Below are 18,727 nucleotides of genomic sequence, written 5' to 3'. Positions count from 1 at the left end.
CTCATGCCGGTGTTCATGGGAGAGGGATGGAGCGAACGCGATCCAAATCTGCCGCGCGCCATTGCCCTCAATCATGCAGGCTTCGTCACTGACTATGATCTCCTCTCGGAGGAGGAGATTGCGACCAACGACGTCTATTGCAACTTTTACCGCAAACACGGCCTTGGCTACCGCGCCGGGACGATCATTCCGATGCCGAGCGGCGATTCAATCGCGATCGTGATGCCGCGGCATCAAGATCATGGCCCGGTGCCGCGCGAAGTCGTCGCCTTGCTGGATGGGCTGCGACCGCATCTGGCCCGGGCTTCGCTTGCGGCAAACCGCATCGGCTTCGAGCGCGCCCGTGCGCAGGCTGACGCGTTGCAGGTGCTTGGCCTGCCGGGCGCGGTGTTGCGCGGGCGCGGCCAGGTGTTCGCCGCAAACGGTCTGTTCGAAGCGCTGGTCCCTTCGCTGTTTCAGGATCGTATCGAGCGCGTCACGATGACGGATGTCGCGGCGGACGCGCTGCTTGCGGAAGCGCTCGGTCCGCGGTCTCTTGCTGATGGTCGTACCGTCAAATCGATACCGATCGCTGCGACGGCAGACCGCGTGCCGATGGTGCTACATATGATCCCCGTGCGCGGCGATGCGCGCGATATCTTCACCCAGGCCACCGCACTATTGGTGGTGACGCCGGTCGATCGCGCCGTGGTGCCGACGGCGGAAGTCCTGCAAGGCTTGTTCGACCTGACGCCGGCGGAGGCGCGCGTGGCGCGGGGCATTGGCCAGGCTGTCACCATCGATGCGCTTGCGGATGCGACGGGCGTCAATCGGGAGACGGTGCGCAGCCAGCTCAAGGCCGTGCTATCGAAGACCGGTCTGTCACGCCAGCAGGAACTTGTCAGCCTGCTCGCCGGCAAGGCGTTTCGTGGGAGTTAGACAACCGCGCCGTGCAGCTCCGGAGGCGAAACGGCCGGCAGAATGAGACCCCGCAAGAATACGGTGCGAAGACAAAAGGCCGGCGCAAGGCGGCCTTTTTGCTGCTTTCTTTCTTTGTTGCGGTGCGAGGACCTGCTTTGTTCATCTTCCCTTCAGGGTGAAAAGGGCTTTTGGTAATTTAGTTTAGACCGGCGCCTCCTTTGGGGAGGGGGCGGCGGAGGGGCGACGGAACTTACATGTTGGATCTTGCAATCGTTGGGGGCGGCCCAGGCGGCTTGATGAGCGCCTGGTACTTGAAGAAAAAGCTTGGCGATCTCTGCCGCGTCACGATTTACGAGGCGTCCGACCGGGTCGGGGGCAAGATCGTCTCGCGCAAATTCGATTCCGCGCCGGCGATGTATGAGGCGGGCGTCGCCGAAATCTACGATTATTCGATGACCGGCCCGGACCCCTTACGGGAGCTGATCCAGCATTTCGGATTGCAGACCATACCGATGGACGCCGAGCAGGTGCACCTCGACGGCGTGCTGCTCAACGACGTGCCGGGCATGCGCCGCAAGTATGGCGAGAAGACCGCGGCTGCGATCGAGGCGTTCCGCAAGCGCTGCGCCGATTTGGTGTCGCCGATCGAATATTACGAGGGCGTCGGCGCCCACGATAACGAGCATCCCTGGGCCTACATGACCTGCGAGGAAGTGCTCGACAAGGAAGTCGACGATCCCACGGCCAAACGCTTCTTCAAGGTGATGGCGCGCTCGGATATCGCAACCGAGGCCCACAACACCAACGGCCTGAATGCGCTGAAGAACTTCGTGATGGATATCGACGGCTACATCGGCCTGTACTCGATCCAGAACGGCAATGAGCAGTTGATCGAATGCCTGCGCTCGGAAGTCGATGCTGACATCCAGCTCAATCACCGCGTGCTGAAGGTCGGAAAAACCGCTGCCGGCCGCTATCAGCTCAACATGATGAACGGGAAGGGGCCCGAGACACGGGATTTCGATCTGGTCTTGATGTGTCTGCCGCATTCCTGGCTCGCCACCATGGGCTGGGACGGCGAGGAATTGCGCAAGTCGATGGTCAAGCACGTCGCCTATTTCGACCGTCCGGCGCATTACTTGCGGGTCTCGATCCTGTTCGACGAACCGTTCTGGGGCGAGAAGATCCCGGGCGCCTGGTTCATGTCGGAAGCGTTCGGCGGCTGCTGCGTCTACAACGAGGGTGCTCGCCACGACGTCGGCAGGCACGGCGTGCTCAACTGGCTGATCGCGGGCTCGGACGCGCTGGCATTTGCCAATCTCAGCGATCAGGAACTGATCGATGCCGCCATCAAGTCGCTGCCGGCTTCGTTCGGCAACGCCCGCGATCATTTCCTGGAAGGCAAGATTCACCGCTGGCTGTCGTCGGTGAATGCGCTGCCCGGCGGCCTGCCGGTGCGCGACGTCATGACCAACCATCGCCCCGAGCCGAAGCAGCATCCGGGAATCGTGGTGGTCGGCGATTATCTTTTCGATTCGACGCTGAACGGGCTGCTCGATTCCTCCGACGCCGCCACCGACATCATTTTGACCGAGATGATGCGGTTGCGCCGCGCGCGTGCGCAACAGGGCGAGGTATCGCCCGACAAGATCGATCGCAGCTATTTCGAGAATTACCGCGGGCTGGGCCCCTACAGCGAAGTCTGGAGCCAGTTTACCGATCCGGCCTATCTGACGGAACTGATCAAGATCGTCTGGAGCAGGACCAAGGGTTACAAGCTCCTGGTCGCCGGCTCCGCCAGCGGGGAATTGGTCGGCGCGCTGCGCGAGCGCGGCATCGATGCCTGGGGTATCGAGAACAACCGGGCGATTCACGCCAAGACGCCGACGGCGCTGAAGAAGTTCAACAAGCTCGGCTCGATCGTCGACATGCCGTTCAAGGACGACGAGTTCGATTTCGTGTTCGAGACCAGTCTGTGTCATGTCGCCGAAAAGCAGGTCCCGCGGGCGGTGCGCGAACTGAACCGCGTCGTGAAGACCGGCCTGGTGTTCGGGTCGGTGACGTCGGACATGGCCCCTGCACTGATCGACCGTTACGATCTGTTGCGCGGCGTGAAGAAGCTCGGCACCTGGTGGGAGTGGTCTGAATTATTCTTCGGCAACGGATTCGACCTCTCGATGCACCGGCGCGACTGCACCGATGCGGTATGGGCAGCGACGCTGGCTGCCAACAAGGGGCCGGGGCAGTGGTATGCCGACGCCGACAGCCTGCGCTATTCGTTTTTTGACAAGGTCGAATCGGACGATTGAGCACCGACTGGTTGTATTGAGCGTGACCGCTGAAGCAGGGTCGGTCACGCCAATGTTTGCCGAATTGATCCCGATCGCATAGAATCCTTGCGGTAGCGCCCGCCGCTGCCGCGTTCGATTTGCGGTCATGCCGGCCGTGCAGCATCGGTTGGTTTCATGGCGCCCAAGCCTCCGTCCTCGGATGATCAGAATCCCGCGCCGGCGGACGATCCCGAGCTGGCGAAGAAGCTCGCGGCCGGGGCTGCCGCTGCGCCCGTTGCCGGTGGTAAGGCGGCCGGCATCCCCCCCGACGCTGACAAGGACGATGAAGAGGACGAGATCGAGCTCGACGACGATGATGATGACGAGGACCTCGTCGTTTTCACCGCCAAGGAAGCCGCCGGCGCGCTGGCGACCTTCTACGGCTTCGTCAAGCCGTATCTGGGCAATTACAGGAAGCTGCTCGTCTTCGTGACCTTCGGCGTTCTCGTCGAGACACTGTTCAACGTCATCATGCCGTTGAGCCTGAAATTCCTGATCGACGATGCGCTGGGCGAAGAGGATTTTCAGGCGCTCTACAAGATTCTCGGCGTGCTCGCGGTCGCCGGTATCATCACCTCGATCATCGCGGTCTGGTACGAGCGCTGGGATGCGCGGCTGGCAGCGTGCGTCATTGCCGATGTGCGGACGCGGCTGTTCGAGCACGTTCAGAACCTGCCGGCGTCGTATTTTGCCCGCACCAAGCGCGGCGAAATCCTCTCGCGCTTCTCGATCGACCTCGCGGCCTTTGAGGGCTCGGTCAAGACGTTCGCCAACAGCGCCGCTTTGCCGTTCCTGGAACTGGTCGCCGGCATCATCCTGATGCTGTTTTTGAACTGGCAGCTCGCGGCGGTCGCCCTCCTGGTATTCCCGATCACGCTGATCGGGCCGCGAATCCTGACGCCGAAGGCGGTGCAGGCGAATTACGAGCAGAAGCTTAATGAAGCGGCACTGCTCGGCACGGTGCAGGAAAACGTGGCTGCGCAGGCCGTGATCAAGGCGTTCAGCCTGCAGCGGCGCACGCTCGGCTGGTTCACCATGCGCAACCAGGATGTGCGCATCAAGACGGCGTCCGCCGTGTTCCTGTCAACCATGGTGGAGCGCACCGTCACCATTTCGGTGCTGCTGCTGCATCTCGTGGTGCTGGCGATCGGCGCCTATCTCGCCACCAAGGGCCAGATCACCATCGGCACCTTCGTCACCTTCGAGAGCGCGTTCTGGGAGGTGTCCTACAACATCGCCCATTTGATGCATTTCATCCCGGTGTCGATCCAGTCGGCGGCGGCCGTGCGGCACATCCAGGAACTGCTGGATGAGCCGACCCGCGGCGCCGACCGGCCGGGCGCGCCGGATTTGCCGCCGATCACCAACGACATCACCTTCGAGCGCGTCACCTTTGCCTACGAAGGCAGCGAGACGCCGGTGCTCGACAATTTCAGCCTCAAGCTCGATGTCGGCAAGCGCATCGCGATCGTGGGGCCGAGCGGCTCGGGCAAGAGTACGCTGCTCAACCTGATCCTGCGTCTTTACACGCCGGACGAGGGGCGGGTGGCGATCGACGGCGTCGATATCCGCCGCGTGACCCGCGAGTCGCTGCGCGGAGGCATGGCCGTCGTGTTCCAGGACAACATGCTGTTCAACATGTCGATCCGCGAGAACATCCGGCTTGGCAAGGAAGGCGCCACCGACAAGGAGGTCGAGGAAGCCGCGCGCAAGGCCGAGATTCACCGCTACATCATGAGCCTGCCGCAGAAATACGACACGCCGGTCGGCGAGCGCGGCGACACGCTGTCCGGCGGCCAGCGCCAGCGCATCGCGATCGCGCGCGCCATCATCCGCAATCCCTCGCTGCTGCTGCTCGATGAAGCGACCTCGGCACTCGACCAAACCACGGAAGCCGCGATCAACCGCACGCTGATGAAGGTGGCGGAAGGACGCACCATGATCTGGTCGACCCACCGGCTGACGTCGGTGGTCGAGATGGACGAGATCATCGTGATTTCAGGCGGCAAGGTAATTGAGCGCGGCTCGCATGCGCAGTTGCTCGCGGCCAACGGCGTCTATCGCAAGCTCTGGGACGACCAGGGCCACACGCCGTATAACGCCGCCGCTCAGGCCGACGTCGACAACGAAGACGACGATGATGATGATGACGATGAGTAGTCCAGACTGCCGCGATCAGGAAATGTCAGACGAGAATTGTAATGAGGTTGTTGGGCGACTTGAAAGCGTTTGGCGTTACCCGGTAAAGAGCATGCCGGGAGAATCCCTACCCGAGGCTTATGTCAGCTTTGCCGGCGTGCTCGGCGACCGGCTCTACGCTGTCCATCATGGGGGCGCGCCCAAGGCCTTTCCATTCCTCACCGCACGAAGCAGGAAGGAAATGCTACGATTTCGCCCGAGGTTTCGCCGTCCCGAGCTGACGCTTGTACCGGGCAACCTGACCGATGCAGAAACCCGCGGTCCTGGCCTGACACCGCTGTTTCCATCTAGCGAAGATCTGGCGCTTGAGATCGAAGCGCCGAACGGAAAAACTCTGTCGGCGTCCGATCCGGCGCTGTTGGGTCTGATCGGAGGTGATCAGCTCAACGCTTCCGACCTGACCATCATACGCTCGGACCGCGCCCTAACGGACTGTCGCCCGCTTTCGTTGCTTGCAACCCAGACGATCGACGGAATTGGCCGCGAGGTGGGCTTGACGCTCGACAAGCGTCGCTTTCGCGAAAACCTCTATGTCGATCTCAATTCCGGTGAAAGCTTTGCCGAAGACGCATTCGTCGGCCGGCGACTGCGGATCGGTCCGAAACTGACGGTCCACATTCTGGAACGCGATATCCGTTGTCGCATGATCAGCATTGATCCGGAGTCGCTCGAAGAGAATCCCGAGATTTTGCGGTATGTAGCAAAGAATCACGACGGGAGAGCCGGCGTCTACGCCGCTGTGCTGGTGGCGGGTCTGGTTCGCCCGGGTGACGATATCGTTCTTCAGGATTAGCCCGCCTTCGGCGCGGACCGCGCCGATTAGCGCGTCACACATCATACCGTATTGGCGCTCGGTGGCCGAATCGCGTGATCCAGTTCTCGCCGTGGTGGCCGAGCGCAGCACCGAATCGGCGACTCCGGTCTGGTAGAAGCGGCCGAACTGCTCGTCGCTGCTGATTTTTCCGAACGCGGAAGTCGAATGGACAGATCTGATGCCCCACGCGCCCGAGCATGGCGGCCGCGGTCGAACCGGCGAAGCCGCCGCCGATGATCGCGATATCGGTGTGCTTCACGAAGAATTCCGGCCTTGTTGCGCACGTTTTGCGCTCGGAATGGCAAAGAGAGGCCCGGGCCGGGGAAAACTGGAACCAGGGAATCATGTTTCGGGCTGTATTTACCCGGGTAAAATATGCGACTCGATCCGCTCCGAAGAGGGCAGGGCATCGCCATTTCGGCTTTTCCGATTTCGCGGCAAACGCCGAATCCGCAGACGCCATAGGCGTTTCCAGCGTTCTCGTTTTGCTTGACTTAGCTATCCGCCGCTTATAGAAGACGCCCACTTAACGACAGGCGGTGAGCTACGCCAGCGTCGGAACGGATCACCCTTTCAAATCCTTATGGGAAATTCCTAAAGGTACTGGACGGGCACCAACCTCGACGAATGCCGCTCAAACGCTGTCGATCATATAGCTAGGCAATGCCAGGACGATTTTAGTTCTCTTGAGCACGTCCTCTTGAGAGTGAACTCGGGTGCATGATCTCGGTAGCGGGCCGGACAGCGAACGCTGATCGGCCTTAATTCGCGATCCTCTGTGGCGTCGAAGCGCTTTCCGCCCAGCGATGGGTGGTTGGCGCGATTTCGCTTTGCGCGGATTTTTTTCGCGTGAGGCGGGCCGAACGGAACGGCTAGTTCCGAGAAGAATTTACGAAAGCCATTCCAGGTTTTCGCGTGAACTAAAGGGTGAAGGCTGACATGCCGACGATCAACCAACTGATCGCAAATCCGCGTACGGTACAGAAGTCGCGCAAGAAGGTGCCGGCGCTGCAGCAGTCGCCGCAGAAGCGCGGCGTTTGCACGCGCGTCTACACCACGACCCCGAAGAAGCCGAACTCGGCGCTTCGTAAGGTCGCCAAGGTGCGCCTGACCAACGGCTTCGAAGTGATCGGTTACATCCCGGGTGAAGGCCATAACCTTCAGGAGCACTCGGTGGTCATGATCCGCGGCGGCCGCGTCAAGGACTTGCCCGGCGTGCGCTACCACATCCTCCGCGGCGTCCTCGATACCCAGGGCGTCAAGAACCGTAAGCAGCGTCGTTCGAAGTACGGCGCGAAGCGTCCGAAATAAGCGGGAACTGACACGATGTCTCGTCGCCATTCTGCCGAAAAGCGTGAAGTCAACCCGGATCCGAAGTTCGGGAACATCATCATTACGAAGTTCATGAACTCGATCATGTACGACGGCAAGAAGTCCGCCGCCGAAAACATCGTGTATGGCGCGCTCGCCATGATCGAGGCCAAGACCAAGCAGGGGCCGCTCACGGTGTTCGAGCAGGCGCTGGAAAACGTCATGCCGACCATCGAAGTACGGTCGCGCCGCGTCGGTGGCGCCACCTACCAGGTGCCGGTCGAAGTGCGTTCGGTCCGCCGCCAGGCGCTGGGCATTCGCTGGCTGATCACGGCCGCACGCGAGCGCAACGAAAAGACGATGACGGAGCGGCTCTCGGCCGAGTTGCTCGACGCGTCGAACAACCGGGGAAACGCCGTCAAGAAGCGTGAAGACGTGCACCGGATGGCGGAAGCCAACCGCGCCTTCTCGCATTATCGCTGGTAACGGCGAAGACCGGATTTAAGGAACAGCCCATGCCCCGCCAACATGCCATCGAGGACTACCGTAACTTCGGTATCATGGCGCATATCGACGCCGGCAAGACCACGACCACCGAGCGCATCCTCTATTACACCGGCAAGAGCCACAAGATCGGCGAAGTGCACGAAGGTGCCGCGACGATGGACTGGATGGAGCAGGAGCAGGAGCGTGGCATCACGATCACCTCGGCTGCGACCACCGCGTTCTGGAACGGCAAGCGGCTGAACATCATCGACACCCCCGGCCACGTCGACTTCACCATTGAAGTCGAGCGTTCGCTGCGCGTGCTCGACGGCGCGGTATGCGTGCTCGATTCCAACCAGGGCGTCGAACCGCAGACCGAAACCGTGTGGCGCCAGGGCGACAAGTACAAGGTTCCGCGCATCGTCTTCGCCAACAAGATGGACAAGACCGGCGCCGACTTCTTCAAGTGTCTGGCCGACATCGTCGACCGCCTCGGCGCCAAGCCGATCGCGATCCAGCTCCCGATCGGCGCCGAGAATAACTTCAAGGGTCTCGTTGATCTCGTGAAGATGCAGGGCATCATCTGGAACGATGAATCGCTCGGCGCGAAGTTCGACTATGTCGACATCCCGGCCGACCTCGTCGACCAGGCCAAGGAATACCGCGAGAAGATGGTGGAAGCCGCCGTCGAGCTCGACGACGACGCCATGGCCGCTTACCTCGACGGCAAGGAGCCGGACGAGGCGACGCTGAAGCGCCTGATCCGCAAGGCGGTGCTGACCGGCGCGTTCTATCCGGTGCTGTGCGGCTCGGCGTTCAAGAACAAGGGCGTGCAGCCGCTGCTCGACGCCGTCGTCGACTACCTGCCGTCGCCGATCGACGTGCCTGCGATCAAGGGTACCGACGATGACGGCAACGAAGTGGTGCGCAAGGCCGACGACAAGGAGCCGCTGGCTCTGCTCGCGTTCAAGATCATGGACGACCCGTTCGTCGGCACCATCACCTTCTGCCGCATCTATTCGGGCATCCTGCAGTCGGGCACCGGGGTCATCAATTCGACCCGCGAGAAGAAAGAGCGTATCGGCCGTATGCTGTTGATGCATGCGAACAACCGCGAAGACATCAAGGAAGCCTATGCCGGCGACATCGTCGCGCTGGCTGGCCTGAAGGAAGCGCGCACCGGTGACACGCTGTGCGATCCCGACAAGCCGGTGATTCTGGAAAAGATGGAATTCCCGGAGCCGGTGATCGAAATCGCGATCGAGCCGAAGTCGAAGGCCGACCAGGAAAAGCTCGGCGTCGCGTTGGCGAAGCTCGCTGCCGAAGATCCGTCGTTCCGCGTGTCGACCGACCAGGAGTCCGGCCAGACCATTTTGAAGGGCATGGGCGAACTCCATCTCGACATCAAGGTCGACATCCTCAAGCGCACCTACAAGGTCGATGCCAACATCGGCGCGCCGCAGGTGGCGTTCCGCGAGCGCGTCACCAAGCGCGCTGAAGTCAAGTACACGCACAAGAAGCAGACCGGCGGTACCGGTCAGTTCGCCGAAGTGTCGATCATCGTGGAGCCGAACGAGCCCGGCAAGGGCTACGAGTTCGAGTCCAAGATCGTCGGCGGCGCTGTGCCGAAGGAATACATCCCCGGCGTCGAAAAGGGCCTCAACAGCGTGATGGGCTCGGGCGTGGTCGCCGGCTTCCCGGTGGTCGACGTCAAGGTTCAACTCGTCGACGGCAAGTACCACGACGTCGACTCGTCGGCGCTGGCCTTCGAAATCGCATCGCGCGCGGCATTCCGCGAAGCGCTGCAGAAGGGCAAGTCTGTTCTGCTCGAGCCGATCATGAAGGTCGAAGTGGTGACCCCGGAAGACTATACCGGTTCGGTCATCGGCGACCTGAATTCCCGGCGCGGCCAGATCCAGGGCCAGGACATGCGGGGCAACGCCAACGTCATCAACGCGATGGTGCCGCTCATGAACATGTTCGGGTACGTGAATAACCTGCGCTCGATGAGCCAGGGGCGTGCGACCTTCACGATGCAATTCGATCACTACGCTGAAGCGCCGGCGAACGTGTCGGCAGAAGTCCAGAAGAAGTTTGCCTGATTGTCGTTGGTTGCAAGCTAACGACTGAACGGAGAGTCAAATGGCCAAAGCAAAGTTTGAACGTACTAAACCGCACTGCAACATCGGAACCATCGGTCACGTCGACCATGGCAAGACATCGCTGACCGCAGCGATCACCAAGGTGCTGGCTGAAACCGGCGGTGCGACGTTCACGGCGTACGACCAGATCGACAAGGCGCCGGAAGAGAAGGCGCGCGGCATCACCATCTCGACCGCTCACGTCGAGTATGAGACGAAGAACCGCCACTATGCCCACGTCGACTGCCCCGGCCACGCCGACTATGTGAAGAACATGATCACCGGCGCGGCGCAGATGGACGGCGCCATCCTGGTCGTGTCGGCCGCCGACGGCCCGATGCCGCAGACCCGCGAGCACATCCTGCTCGCCCGTCAGGTCGGCGTCCCCGCGCTCGTCGTGTTCCTGAACAAGTGCGACATGGTCGACGATCCGGAGCTGCTCGAGCTCGTCGAGCTCGAAGTTCGCGAACTGCTCTCGAAGTATGAATTCCCGGGCGACAAGATCCCGATCATCAAGGGCTCGGCGCTCGCCGCCCTCGAAGACAAGGACAAGAAGCTCGGCCACGACGCCATCCTCGAGCTGATGCGCAATGTCGACGAATACATTCCGCAGCCGGAGCGTCCGGTCGACCAGCCGTTCCTGATGCCGGTGGAAGACGTGTTCTCGATCTCGGGCCGCGGCACCGTCGTCACCGGCCGTGTCGAGCGCGGCATCATCAAGGTCGGCGAGGAAATCGAAATCGTAGGCCTGCGCGACACCCAGAAGACCATCGTCACGGGCGTCGAAATGTTCCGCAAGCTGCTCGATCAGGGCCAGGCCGGCGACAACATCGGCGCGCTGCTCCGCGGCACCAAGCGCGAGGAAGTCGAGCGTGGCCAGGTGCTGGCGAAGCCGGGTTCGGTCAAGCCGCACACCAAGTTCAAGGCTGAGGCCTACATCCTGACCAAGGAAGAGGGCGGTCGTCACACCCCGTTCTTCACCAACTACCGGCCCCAGTTCTACTTCCGCACCACCGACGTGACCGGCGTCGTGCACCTGCCCGAAGGCACCGAGATGGTGATGCCGGGCGACAACATCGCGATGGAAGTGCACCTGATCGTGCCGATCGCGATGGAAGAAAAGCTGCGCTTCGCGATCCGCGAAGGCGGCCGCACCGTCGGCGCCGGCGTCGTCGCCGCCATCATCGAATAAGCGAATAGGGAATGGCGAGTAGCGAGTGGACCAGTTCCATTCGCTATTCGCCGCTCACCACTCGCCCTACGCGACAAAGAAAAGACAAACGGCAATGAACGGCCAAAATATTCGCATCCGTCTCAAGGCGTTCGACCATCGAATCCTCGATACGTCGACCCGCGAGATCGTGAACACGGCGAAACGTACCGGTGCCCAGGTTCGCGGACCCATTCCGCTGCCCACCCGCATCGAGAAGTTCACCGTCAACCGTTCGCCACACGTCGACAAGAAGAGCCGCGAGCAATTCGAGATGCGCACCCACAAGCGCCTTCTCGATATTGTCGACCCGACCCCGCAGACCGTCGACGCTTTGATGAAGCTCGATCTGGCCGCCGGTGTCGACGTCGAGATCAAGCTCTGAGATTTTTTAGCTCGTCCGACTTTAGCGGACAGAAAGAACAGGAAGCACGCCGATGCGCTCCGGAGTGATCGCACAAAAGGTCGGGATGACGCGGGTCTTTACGGAGGCCGGCGAACACATCCCTGTGACCGTGCTGAAGCTGGGCAATTGCCAGGTGCTGGGCCACCGCACGACCGAAAAGAACGGTTACGTCGCGCTGCAGCTCGGTGCGGGTACCCGCAAGACCGTGTATCTGCCGAAGGCGGAGCGCGGCCAGTTTGCCGCGGCCAAGGTCGAGCCCAAGCGGAAAGTCGCCGAATTTCGCGTCTCGGAAGATGCGCTGATTCCGGTTGGCGCCGAGATCCAGGCGGACCATTTCGTGGTCGGCCAGTTCGTCGACGTCACCGGCACCTCGGTTGGTAAGGGCTTTGCCGGCGGCATGAAGCGCTGGAATTTCGGCGGCCTGCGCGCCACCCACGGTGTGTCGGTTTCGCACCGTTCGATCGGTTCGACCGGCGGACGTCAGGATCCCGGCAAAACCTTCAAGAACAAGAAGATGCCCGGTCACATGGGTGTCGACCGCATCACCACGCTTAATTTGCGTGTGGTGCAGACCGACGTCGAGCGCGGTCTGATCCTGGTCGAGGGTGCCGTTCCCGGCTCCAAGGGCGGCTGGATCTCGGTGCGCGACGCCGTGAAGAAGCCGTTGCCGAAGGAAGCTCCGAAGCCCGGCAAGTTTAGGGTTGCTGGCGGTGAGCAGGCTGCTGCTGCGCCGGCCGAGCAGGAGGGCGCGTGAGATGGAACTGAAAGTCACGACGCTTGAAGGTAAGGAAGCCGGATCGGTCCAGCTCTCGGACGCGATCTTCGGTCTCGAGCCGCGCGCCGACATCATCCAGCGTTGCGTGCAATGGCAGCTCAACAAGCGCCAGGCCGGCACGCACAAGGCGAAGGGGCGCGCCGAAATCTGGCGCACCGGCAAGAAGATGTACAAGCAGAAGGGCACCGGCGGCGCCCGTCACGGCTCGGCCCGCGTGCCGCAGTTCCGCGGCGGTGGCCGTGCGTTCGGTCCGGTGGTTCGCTCCCACGCGACCGACCTGCCGAAGAAGGTGCGGGCGCTGGCGCTCAAGCATGCGCTCTCGGCGAAGGCCAAGGATGGCGGCCTGATCGTGATCGACAGCGCGCAGGTCAAGGCAGCCAAGACCAAGGCGCTGGTCGGCCATTTCAACGGCCTTGGGCTCACCAACGCGCTGATCATCGACGGCGCCGAGCTCAACAACGGTTTCGCGACCGCGGCCCGCAACATTCCGAACATCGACGTGCTGCCGATCCAGGGCATCAACGTCTACGACATTCTGCGCCGTCAGAAGCTCGTGCTGACGAAGGCGGCAGTCGATGCGCTGGAGGCGCGCTTCAAATGAAGAATATCGATCCGCGCCATTACGACGTGATCGTAGCCCCCGTCGTCACCGAAAAGGCGACGGTAGCGTCCGAGCACAACAAGGTCGTGTTCAAGGTCGCCAGCAAGGCGACCAAGCCGCAAATCAAGGAAGCCGTCGAGAAGCTGTTCGACGTCAAGGTGAAGAGCGTGAACACCCTGGTCCGCAAGGGCAAGACCAAGGTGTTCCGCGGCAATTTCGGTTCGCAGTCGGACGTCAAGCGGGCTGTCGTGACCCTCGAAGAGGGCCACCGCATCGACGTCACCACCGGACTATAAGGCGACACAGCGATGGCATTGAAAACATACAATCCGACGACGCCGGGCCAGCGCCAACTGGTGATGGTCGACCGTTCGGCGCTCTACAAGGGCAAGCCGGTGAAGGCGCTGACCGAGGGCAAGCTCGGCAATGGCGGCCGCAACAACACCGGCCGCATCACCGTGCGCTTCCGCGGCGGCGGCCACAAGAAGGCCTACCGCCTGGTGGACTTCAAGCGGAACAAGGTCGACGTGCCCGCCATCGTCGAGCGGCTGGAATATGATCCGAACCGCACCGCGTTCATCGCGCTGATCAAGTATCAGGACGGCGAGCAGGCCTACATCCTGGCGCCGCAGCGGCTGGCCGTGGGCGACACGGTGGTTGCCGGCAACTATGTCGACGTGAAGCCCGGCAACGTCATGCCGCTCGGCAACATGCCGGTCGGCACCATCGTCCACAACATCGAGATGAAGATCGGGAAGGGCGGCCAGATCGCCCGTTCCGCCGGCACCTACGCCCAGATCGTCGGCCGCGACCAGGAATACGTCATTCTGCGCCTGAACTCGGGCGAACAGCGCCTGGTGCACGGCCGCTGCCGCGGCACCATCGGTGCGGTGTCGAACCCCGATCACATGAACATTTCGATCGGCAAGGCCGGCCGCACCCGCTGGCTGGGCTGGCGTCCGCATAACCGCGGCGTCGTCATGAACCCGATCGACCATCCGCACGGCGGCGGCGAAGGCCGCACCTCGGGCGGCCGCCACCCGGTTACCCCGTGGGGCAAGCCGACCAAGGGCAAGAAGACCCGTTCGAATAAGTCGACCAATCGATTCATCCTCCTAAGCCGCCACAAGCGGAAGAAGTAAGGAACGCCGGACATGGTTCGTTCAGTCTGGAAAGGCCCGTTCGTCGAAGCCTCTCTGCTCAAGAAGGCAGATGCTGCGCGCGCGTCCGGCCGTCACGACGTCATCAAGATCTGGAGCCGCCGCTCGACCATCCTGCCGCAGTTCGTCGGCCTGGTGTTCGGCGTCTACAACGGCCAGAAGCACGTGCCGGTCTCGGTCAACGAGGAAATGGTGGGTCACAAGTTCGGCGAGTTCTCGCCGACCCGTACCTTCCATGGCCACTCTGGCGACAAGAAAGCCAAGAAGGCTTGAGGAATAGACGATGAGCAAACCAAAGCGCGAACGTAGCCTCGCGGACAACGAGGCCAAGGCAGTCGCCCGGATGCTGCGCGTCAGCCCGCAGAAGCTCAATCTTGTCGCGCAGTTGATCCGCGGCCGGAAGGCGTCTGCTGCGCTCGCCGACCTGCAGTTCTCGCGCAAGCGGATCGCGGTCGACGTCAAGAAGTGCCTGGAATCGGCGATCGCGAACGCCGAGAACAACCATGACCTCGAAGTCGACGATCTCGTCGTCGCCGAGGCCCATGTCGGCAACGGCATCGTCATGAAGCGTTTTTCGCCCCGCGGCCGTGGCCGTTCGGGCCGTATCTATAAACCGTTCTCGCACCTGACCATCGTGGTTCGTCAGGTCGAGGCCGAGGCAAGCGCTTAAAGCGGCGCGGGAGAAAACGATGGGTCAAAAGATCAATCCAATCGGACTGCGTCTCGGCATCAACCGCACGTGGGATTCGCGCTGGTTCGCCGGCAAGAACGAGTACGGCAAGCTCTTGCATGAAGACGTCAAGATCCGCGAGATCCTGCACAAGGAGCTCAAGCAGGCGGCTGTCGCCCGCATCGTGATCGAGCGTCCGCACAAGAAGTGCCGCGTGACGATCCACTCGGCGCGTCCGGGCGTCGTGATCGGCAAGAAGGGCGCCGACATCGACAAGCTGCGCAAGCGGGTTGCCGACATCACGGCTTCCGACGTCGTGATCAACATCGTCGAAATCCGCAAGCCCGAACTCGATGCCACCCTGGTTGCCGAATCGATCGCCCAGCAGCTCGAGCGCCGCGTCGCTTTCCGCCGCGCCATGAAGCGGGCGGTGCAGTCGGCGATGCGCCTTGGCGCCGAAGGCATCCGCATCAACTGCTCGGGCCGTCTCGGCGGCGCCGAAATCGCGCGCATGGAGTGGTATCGCGAGGGCCGCGTGCCGCTGCACACGCTGCGCGCCGACGTCGATTACGGCGTGGCGACGGCGTTCACCACGTTCGGCACCTGCGGCGTCAAGGTCTGGATCTTCAAGGGCGAGATCCTCGAGCACGATCCGATGGCCCAGGACAAGAAGATGGCCGAAGGCGATACCGCGCGTCCGCGCCGCGACACCGCCGCAGCGTGAGACATTAGGAAGGTTTGAGGGCTCAAAGCCATGATGCAACCAAAGAAAACGAAGTTCCGGAAGGCGCATAAGGGCCGTATCCACGGCGTTGCGACTTCGGGTGCGACGTTGTCGTTCGGCCAGTTCGGCCTGAAGGCGATGGCGCCCGAGCGCGTCACTGCCCGCCAGATCGAAGCCGCGCGCCGCGCGCTGACCCGCCACATGAAGCGCGCCGGCCGCGTCTGGATCCGCGTGTTCCCGGACGTGCCAGTGTCGAAGAAGCCCGCCGAAGTCCGCATGGGTTCCGGCAAGGGCACGCCGGAATTGTGGGTGGCGCGGGTCAAGCCCGGCCGGGTGATTTTCGAGATCGACGGCGTCAACGTGCAGACCGCGAAGGAAGCGCTCACGCTCGCCGCCGCCAAGCTGCCGATCAAGACGCGCTTCGTCGCGCGCATTGCGGAGTAACACTCATGGCCCCGATGAAAGTTGAAGACATCCGCGCGATGAGCGACGACCAGAGGGAGGATGCCGTCCTCAATCTGAAGAAGGAACGCTTCAACCTGCGTTTCCAGCGCGCCACCGGGCAGTTGGAAAACACCTCGCGGCTGCGCGAAGCCCGCCGCGATATCGCCCGCATCAAGACCATCGCCGCGCAGGTTCGCGCGAAGAAGAAGTAAGAGGCCGTATTATGCCGAAACGTACCCTTCAGGGCGTGGTCGTGAGCGACAAGCAAGCCAAGACGGTGGTGGTGCGCGTCGATCGCCGCTTCACCCATCCGATCTACAAGAAGACGATCCGCCGCTCCAAGAACTACCACGCGCACGACGAGAACAGCGAGTTCAAGCCGGGCGACATGGTGTGGATCGAGGAGAGCAAGCCGATCTCGAAGTTGAAGCGCTGGACCGTGGTCCGGGGCGAACAGAAGAAAACCGCCTGAGATTCGTTCGGCCTGGCCGGATGAGTAATCGGGAAAATTTTAGGCGCTAATTCGAGCGCATCAGAAAGAGGACGAGGTGCATCAATGATTCAGATGCAGACCAACCTCGACGTGGCCGACAATTCAGGCGCACGCCGTGTCATGTGCATCAAGGTGCTGGGGGGCTCCAAGCGCCGCTATGCCACCGTGGGCGACGTTATCGTCGTGTCGATCAAGGAAGCGATTCCGCGCGGCAAGGTGAAGAAGGGCGACGTGATGAAGGCCGTCGTGGTGCGCGTCCGCAAGGACATCCGCCGCGCCGACGGTTCGGTTATCCGCTTCGACCGCAACGCCGCCGTCTTGATCAACAACCAGTCGGAGCCGGTCGGCACCCGTATCTTCGGGCCGGTGCCGCGCGAGCTTCGCGCCAAGAACCACATGAAAATCATTTCGCTTGCGCCGGAGGTGCTGTGATGGCTGCCAAGATCCGGAAAGGTGACAAGGTCATGGTGCTGACCGGTCGCGACAAGGGTCGCACCGGCGAAGTATTCGAGGTCCGCCCCGCCGAGAACAAGGCGTTGGTGCGCGGCGTCAACATGGTGAAGCGTCACCAGAAGCAGACCCAGAACCAGGAAGGCGGCATCATCTCCAAGGAGTCGCCGATCCACCTGTCCAACATCGCCTATGTCGGCAAGGACGGAAAGCCGACCCGCATAGGATTCAAGATTCAGGCCGATGGCAAGAAGGTACGCGTTGCCAAGAGCTCGGGAGCAGAGATCGATGGCTGATACGGCTTACGTGCCGCGCCTGCGCGCGGAGTATGACAAGAGCATTCGCGGCAAGCTGACCGAACAGTTCGGCTATGCCAACGTCATGCAGGTGCCGCGGCTGGACAAGGTCGTGCTCAACATGGGCGTCGGCGACGCCGTCAACGACCGCAAAAAGGCCGAAACCGCGGCTGGCGAACTGACGCAGATCGCCGGCCAGAAGGCGATCGTGACCTATTCGCGGATCGCGATCGCGACCTTCAAGCTGCGCGAGAACCAGCCGATCGGCTGCAAGGTCACGCTGCGCAAAGCGCGGATGTACGAGTTCATCGATCGCCTGGTGAACGTGGCGTTGCCGCGCGTGCGCGACTTCCGTGGCCTCAATCCGAAGAGCTTCGATGGCCGCGGCAACTACTCGCTCGGCCTCAAGGAGCACATCATTTTCCCCGAAATCGATTTCGACAAGGTTTCGGAAGCCCGCGGCATGGACATCACGGTCTGCACCACGGCGAAGACCGACGACGAGGCGCGCGCCTTGTTGACCGCATTCAATTTCCCGTTCCGGCAGTGAGACGCAGCTAAGCCTCTCAAACGCGGAAACCCAGGAGCCAAGCATGGCAAAGAAGAGTTCGATCGAGAAGAACAACCGGCGCAAGCGGATGGCCAAGAACGCCGCCCCGCAGCGTGCGAAGCTGAAGGCGATCATCGCCGACAAGACCAAGCCGATGGAAGAGCGGTTTGCGGCGACGCTGAAGCTCGCCCAGATGCCGCGCAACTCGTCGACCACGCGGATTCGCAACCGCTGCGAACTGACCGGCCGTCCGCGCTCGAACTACCGCAAGAACAAACTTTCCCGCATCGCGCTGCGTGAACTCGGCTCCAAGGGCCTGGTTCCCGGGCTCGTGAAGTCGAGCTGGTAAGGAGGGTCGTCACGATGTCAACGCACGATCCGATCTCCGATCTCATCACCCGCATCCGCAACGCGCAGATGCGTTCGAAGTCCAAGGTCTCGACCCCGGGCTCGAAGATGCGCGCCAGCGTGCTCGAAGTGCTGAAGGCCGAGGGCTATATCCGCGGCTATGCCAGCGTGGAGCATGCTTCGGGCCGCAGCGAACTCGAGATCGAGTTGAAGTATTTCGACGGCGAGCCCGTCATTCGCGAGATCGAGCGGGTCTCGAAGCCGGGCCGCCGGGTTTACGCCTCGGTGAAGAACCTGCCGCGCGTGAACAACGGTCTCGGCATTTCGGTGTTGTCGACGCCGAAGGGAATCATGGCCGACCACGCCGCGCGAGACGCGAATGTGGGCGGCGAAGTTCTCTTCACGGTGTTCTGAGGAAG

Annotated in this window: 25 protein-coding genes; all 25 read left to right on the top strand. The window is 62.1% G+C overall.

Features of this window, described 5'->3' with window-relative positions; genetic code table 11:
* Positions 1-3: 3 nt before the first annotated feature.
* The 25 genes from V1290_RS05300 to rpsH all read left to right on the top strand — a co-directional run bounded on the left by V1290_RS05300 (position 4) and on the right by rpsH (position 18,722).
* On the top strand, positions 4-918 hold the full coding sequence (locus tag V1290_RS05300) for a helix-turn-helix transcriptional regulator (protein WP_334363367.1): 915 nt from the start codon (positions 4-6) through the stop codon (positions 916-918).
* A gap of 236 nt (positions 919-1,154) precedes the next feature.
* On the top strand, positions 1,155-3,209 hold the full coding sequence (locus V1290_RS05295) for an FAD-dependent oxidoreductase (protein ID WP_334363366.1): 2,055 nt from the start codon (positions 1,155-1,157) through the stop codon (positions 3,207-3,209).
* A 156-nt stretch (positions 3,210-3,365) separates the two neighbouring features.
* On the top strand, positions 3,366-5,390 hold the full coding sequence (locus V1290_RS05290) for an ABC transporter ATP-binding protein (RefSeq protein ID WP_334363365.1): 2,025 nt from the start codon (positions 3,366-3,368) through the stop codon (positions 5,388-5,390).
* Positions 5,368-6,222 (top strand): MOSC domain-containing protein, encoded by an 855-nt coding sequence (locus V1290_RS05285; RefSeq protein WP_334363364.1) that lies wholly within the window; start codon positions 5,368-5,370, stop codon positions 6,220-6,222. Before V1290_RS05290 ends, V1290_RS05285 begins: the two co-directional genes overlap by 23 nt.
* A gap of 218 nt (positions 6,223-6,440) precedes the next feature.
* Positions 6,441-6,758 (top strand): hypothetical protein, encoded by a 318-nt coding sequence (locus tag V1290_RS05280; protein WP_334363363.1) that lies wholly within the window; start codon positions 6,441-6,443, stop codon positions 6,756-6,758.
* 424 nt (positions 6,759-7,182) lie between these two features.
* A complete protein-coding gene (gene rpsL / locus V1290_RS05275) occupies positions 7,183-7,554 on the top strand; it encodes a 30S ribosomal protein S12 (RefSeq protein ID WP_027536823.1) in 372 nt (123 codons plus the stop codon).
* Between the two features lie 15 nt (positions 7,555-7,569).
* The gene (gene rpsG, locus V1290_RS05270; RefSeq protein WP_028349061.1) at positions 7,570-8,040 is read left to right on the top strand and encodes a 30S ribosomal protein S7; all 471 of its coding nucleotides are present in this window, start codon (positions 7,570-7,572) and stop codon (positions 8,038-8,040) included.
* Positions 8,041-8,069: 29 nt separating this feature from the next.
* A complete protein-coding gene (gene fusA, locus V1290_RS05265; RefSeq protein ID WP_334363362.1) occupies positions 8,070-10,142 on the top strand; it encodes an elongation factor G in 2,073 nt (690 codons plus the stop codon).
* Between the two features lie 40 nt (positions 10,143-10,182).
* Positions 10,183-11,373: an elongation factor Tu gene (gene tuf / locus V1290_RS05260; RefSeq protein WP_161855313.1), complete on the top strand. Its 1,191-nt coding sequence runs from the start codon at positions 10,183-10,185 to the stop codon at positions 11,371-11,373.
* A gap of 94 nt (positions 11,374-11,467) precedes the next feature.
* Positions 11,468-11,776, top strand: a complete 309-nt coding sequence (rpsJ, locus tag V1290_RS05255) for a 30S ribosomal protein S10 (RefSeq protein ID WP_002712302.1) — start codon at positions 11,468-11,470, stop codon at positions 11,774-11,776.
* Positions 11,777-11,828: 52 nt separating this feature from the next.
* On the top strand, positions 11,829-12,551 hold the full coding sequence (gene rplC, locus V1290_RS05250; RefSeq protein ID WP_057843579.1) for a 50S ribosomal protein L3: 723 nt from the start codon (positions 11,829-11,831) through the stop codon (positions 12,549-12,551).
* Position 12,552: 1 nt separating this feature from the next.
* Entirely contained in the window at positions 12,553-13,173 is a 621-nt protein-coding gene (gene rplD / locus V1290_RS05245) for a 50S ribosomal protein L4 (protein ID WP_334363360.1), read from the top strand.
* A complete protein-coding gene (locus V1290_RS05240; RefSeq protein WP_028349056.1) occupies positions 13,170-13,469 on the top strand; it encodes a 50S ribosomal protein L23 in 300 nt (99 codons plus the stop codon). The genes rplD and V1290_RS05240 overlap by 4 nt, the downstream gene beginning before the upstream one ends.
* A 12-nt stretch (positions 13,470-13,481) precedes the next feature.
* Complete coding sequence (gene rplB / locus V1290_RS05235) at positions 13,482-14,315, top strand: 50S ribosomal protein L2 (RefSeq protein ID WP_334363359.1); 834 nt, start codon at positions 13,482-13,484, stop codon at positions 14,313-14,315.
* Between the two features lie 12 nt (positions 14,316-14,327).
* Positions 14,328-14,606 carry a 30S ribosomal protein S19 gene (rpsS, locus tag V1290_RS05230; protein ID WP_025588653.1) on the top strand — a complete coding sequence of 93 codons (279 nt, stop codon included), beginning with the start codon at positions 14,328-14,330 and terminating at the stop codon, positions 14,604-14,606.
* 10 nt (positions 14,607-14,616) lie between these two features.
* Complete coding sequence (rplV, locus tag V1290_RS05225; RefSeq protein ID WP_028349054.1) at positions 14,617-15,003, top strand: 50S ribosomal protein L22; 387 nt, start codon at positions 14,617-14,619, stop codon at positions 15,001-15,003.
* A 19-nt stretch (positions 15,004-15,022) separates the two neighbouring features.
* A complete protein-coding gene (rpsC, locus tag V1290_RS05220; RefSeq protein ID WP_057843581.1) occupies positions 15,023-15,727 on the top strand; it encodes a 30S ribosomal protein S3 in 705 nt (234 codons plus the stop codon).
* Positions 15,728-15,757: 30 nt separating this feature from the next.
* On the top strand, positions 15,758-16,171 hold the full coding sequence (gene rplP, locus V1290_RS05215) for a 50S ribosomal protein L16 (protein WP_057843582.1): 414 nt from the start codon (positions 15,758-15,760) through the stop codon (positions 16,169-16,171).
* A 5-nt stretch (positions 16,172-16,176) separates the two neighbouring features.
* Entirely contained in the window at positions 16,177-16,383 is a 207-nt protein-coding gene (gene rpmC / locus V1290_RS05210; protein WP_028349051.1) for a 50S ribosomal protein L29, read from the top strand.
* Positions 16,384-16,394: 11 nt separating this feature from the next.
* Entirely contained in the window at positions 16,395-16,643 is a 249-nt protein-coding gene (gene rpsQ, locus V1290_RS05205; protein ID WP_057843583.1) for a 30S ribosomal protein S17, read from the top strand.
* Positions 16,644-16,727: 84 nt separating this feature from the next.
* Entirely contained in the window at positions 16,728-17,096 is a 369-nt protein-coding gene (rplN, locus tag V1290_RS05200; protein WP_011473865.1) for a 50S ribosomal protein L14, read from the top strand.
* A complete protein-coding gene (gene rplX / locus V1290_RS05195; protein WP_334363358.1) occupies positions 17,096-17,410 on the top strand; it encodes a 50S ribosomal protein L24 in 315 nt (104 codons plus the stop codon). The genes rplN and rplX overlap by 1 nt, the downstream gene beginning before the upstream one ends.
* Positions 17,403-17,960, top strand: coding sequence for a 50S ribosomal protein L5 (gene rplE / locus V1290_RS05190; protein WP_057843585.1), 558 nt, complete (start codon positions 17,403-17,405; stop codon positions 17,958-17,960). The genes rplX and rplE overlap by 8 nt, the downstream gene beginning before the upstream one ends.
* A gap of 43 nt (positions 17,961-18,003) precedes the next feature.
* On the top strand, positions 18,004-18,309 hold the full coding sequence (gene rpsN / locus V1290_RS05185; protein ID WP_028349047.1) for a 30S ribosomal protein S14: 306 nt from the start codon (positions 18,004-18,006) through the stop codon (positions 18,307-18,309).
* 14 nt (positions 18,310-18,323) lie between these two features.
* Positions 18,324-18,722, top strand: coding sequence for a 30S ribosomal protein S8 (gene rpsH / locus V1290_RS05180; protein ID WP_028349046.1), 399 nt, complete (start codon positions 18,324-18,326; stop codon positions 18,720-18,722).
* The last annotated feature ends 5 nt before the right edge of the window (positions 18,723-18,727 follow it).

The organism is Bradyrhizobium sp. AZCC 1578 (genome assembly GCF_036924675.1).
GTDB lineage: Bacteria > Pseudomonadota > Alphaproteobacteria > Rhizobiales > Xanthobacteraceae > Bradyrhizobium.
The sequence above is the reverse complement of the archived record's forward strand: the minus strand, read 5'-3'. Positions and strand labels throughout refer to the sequence as shown.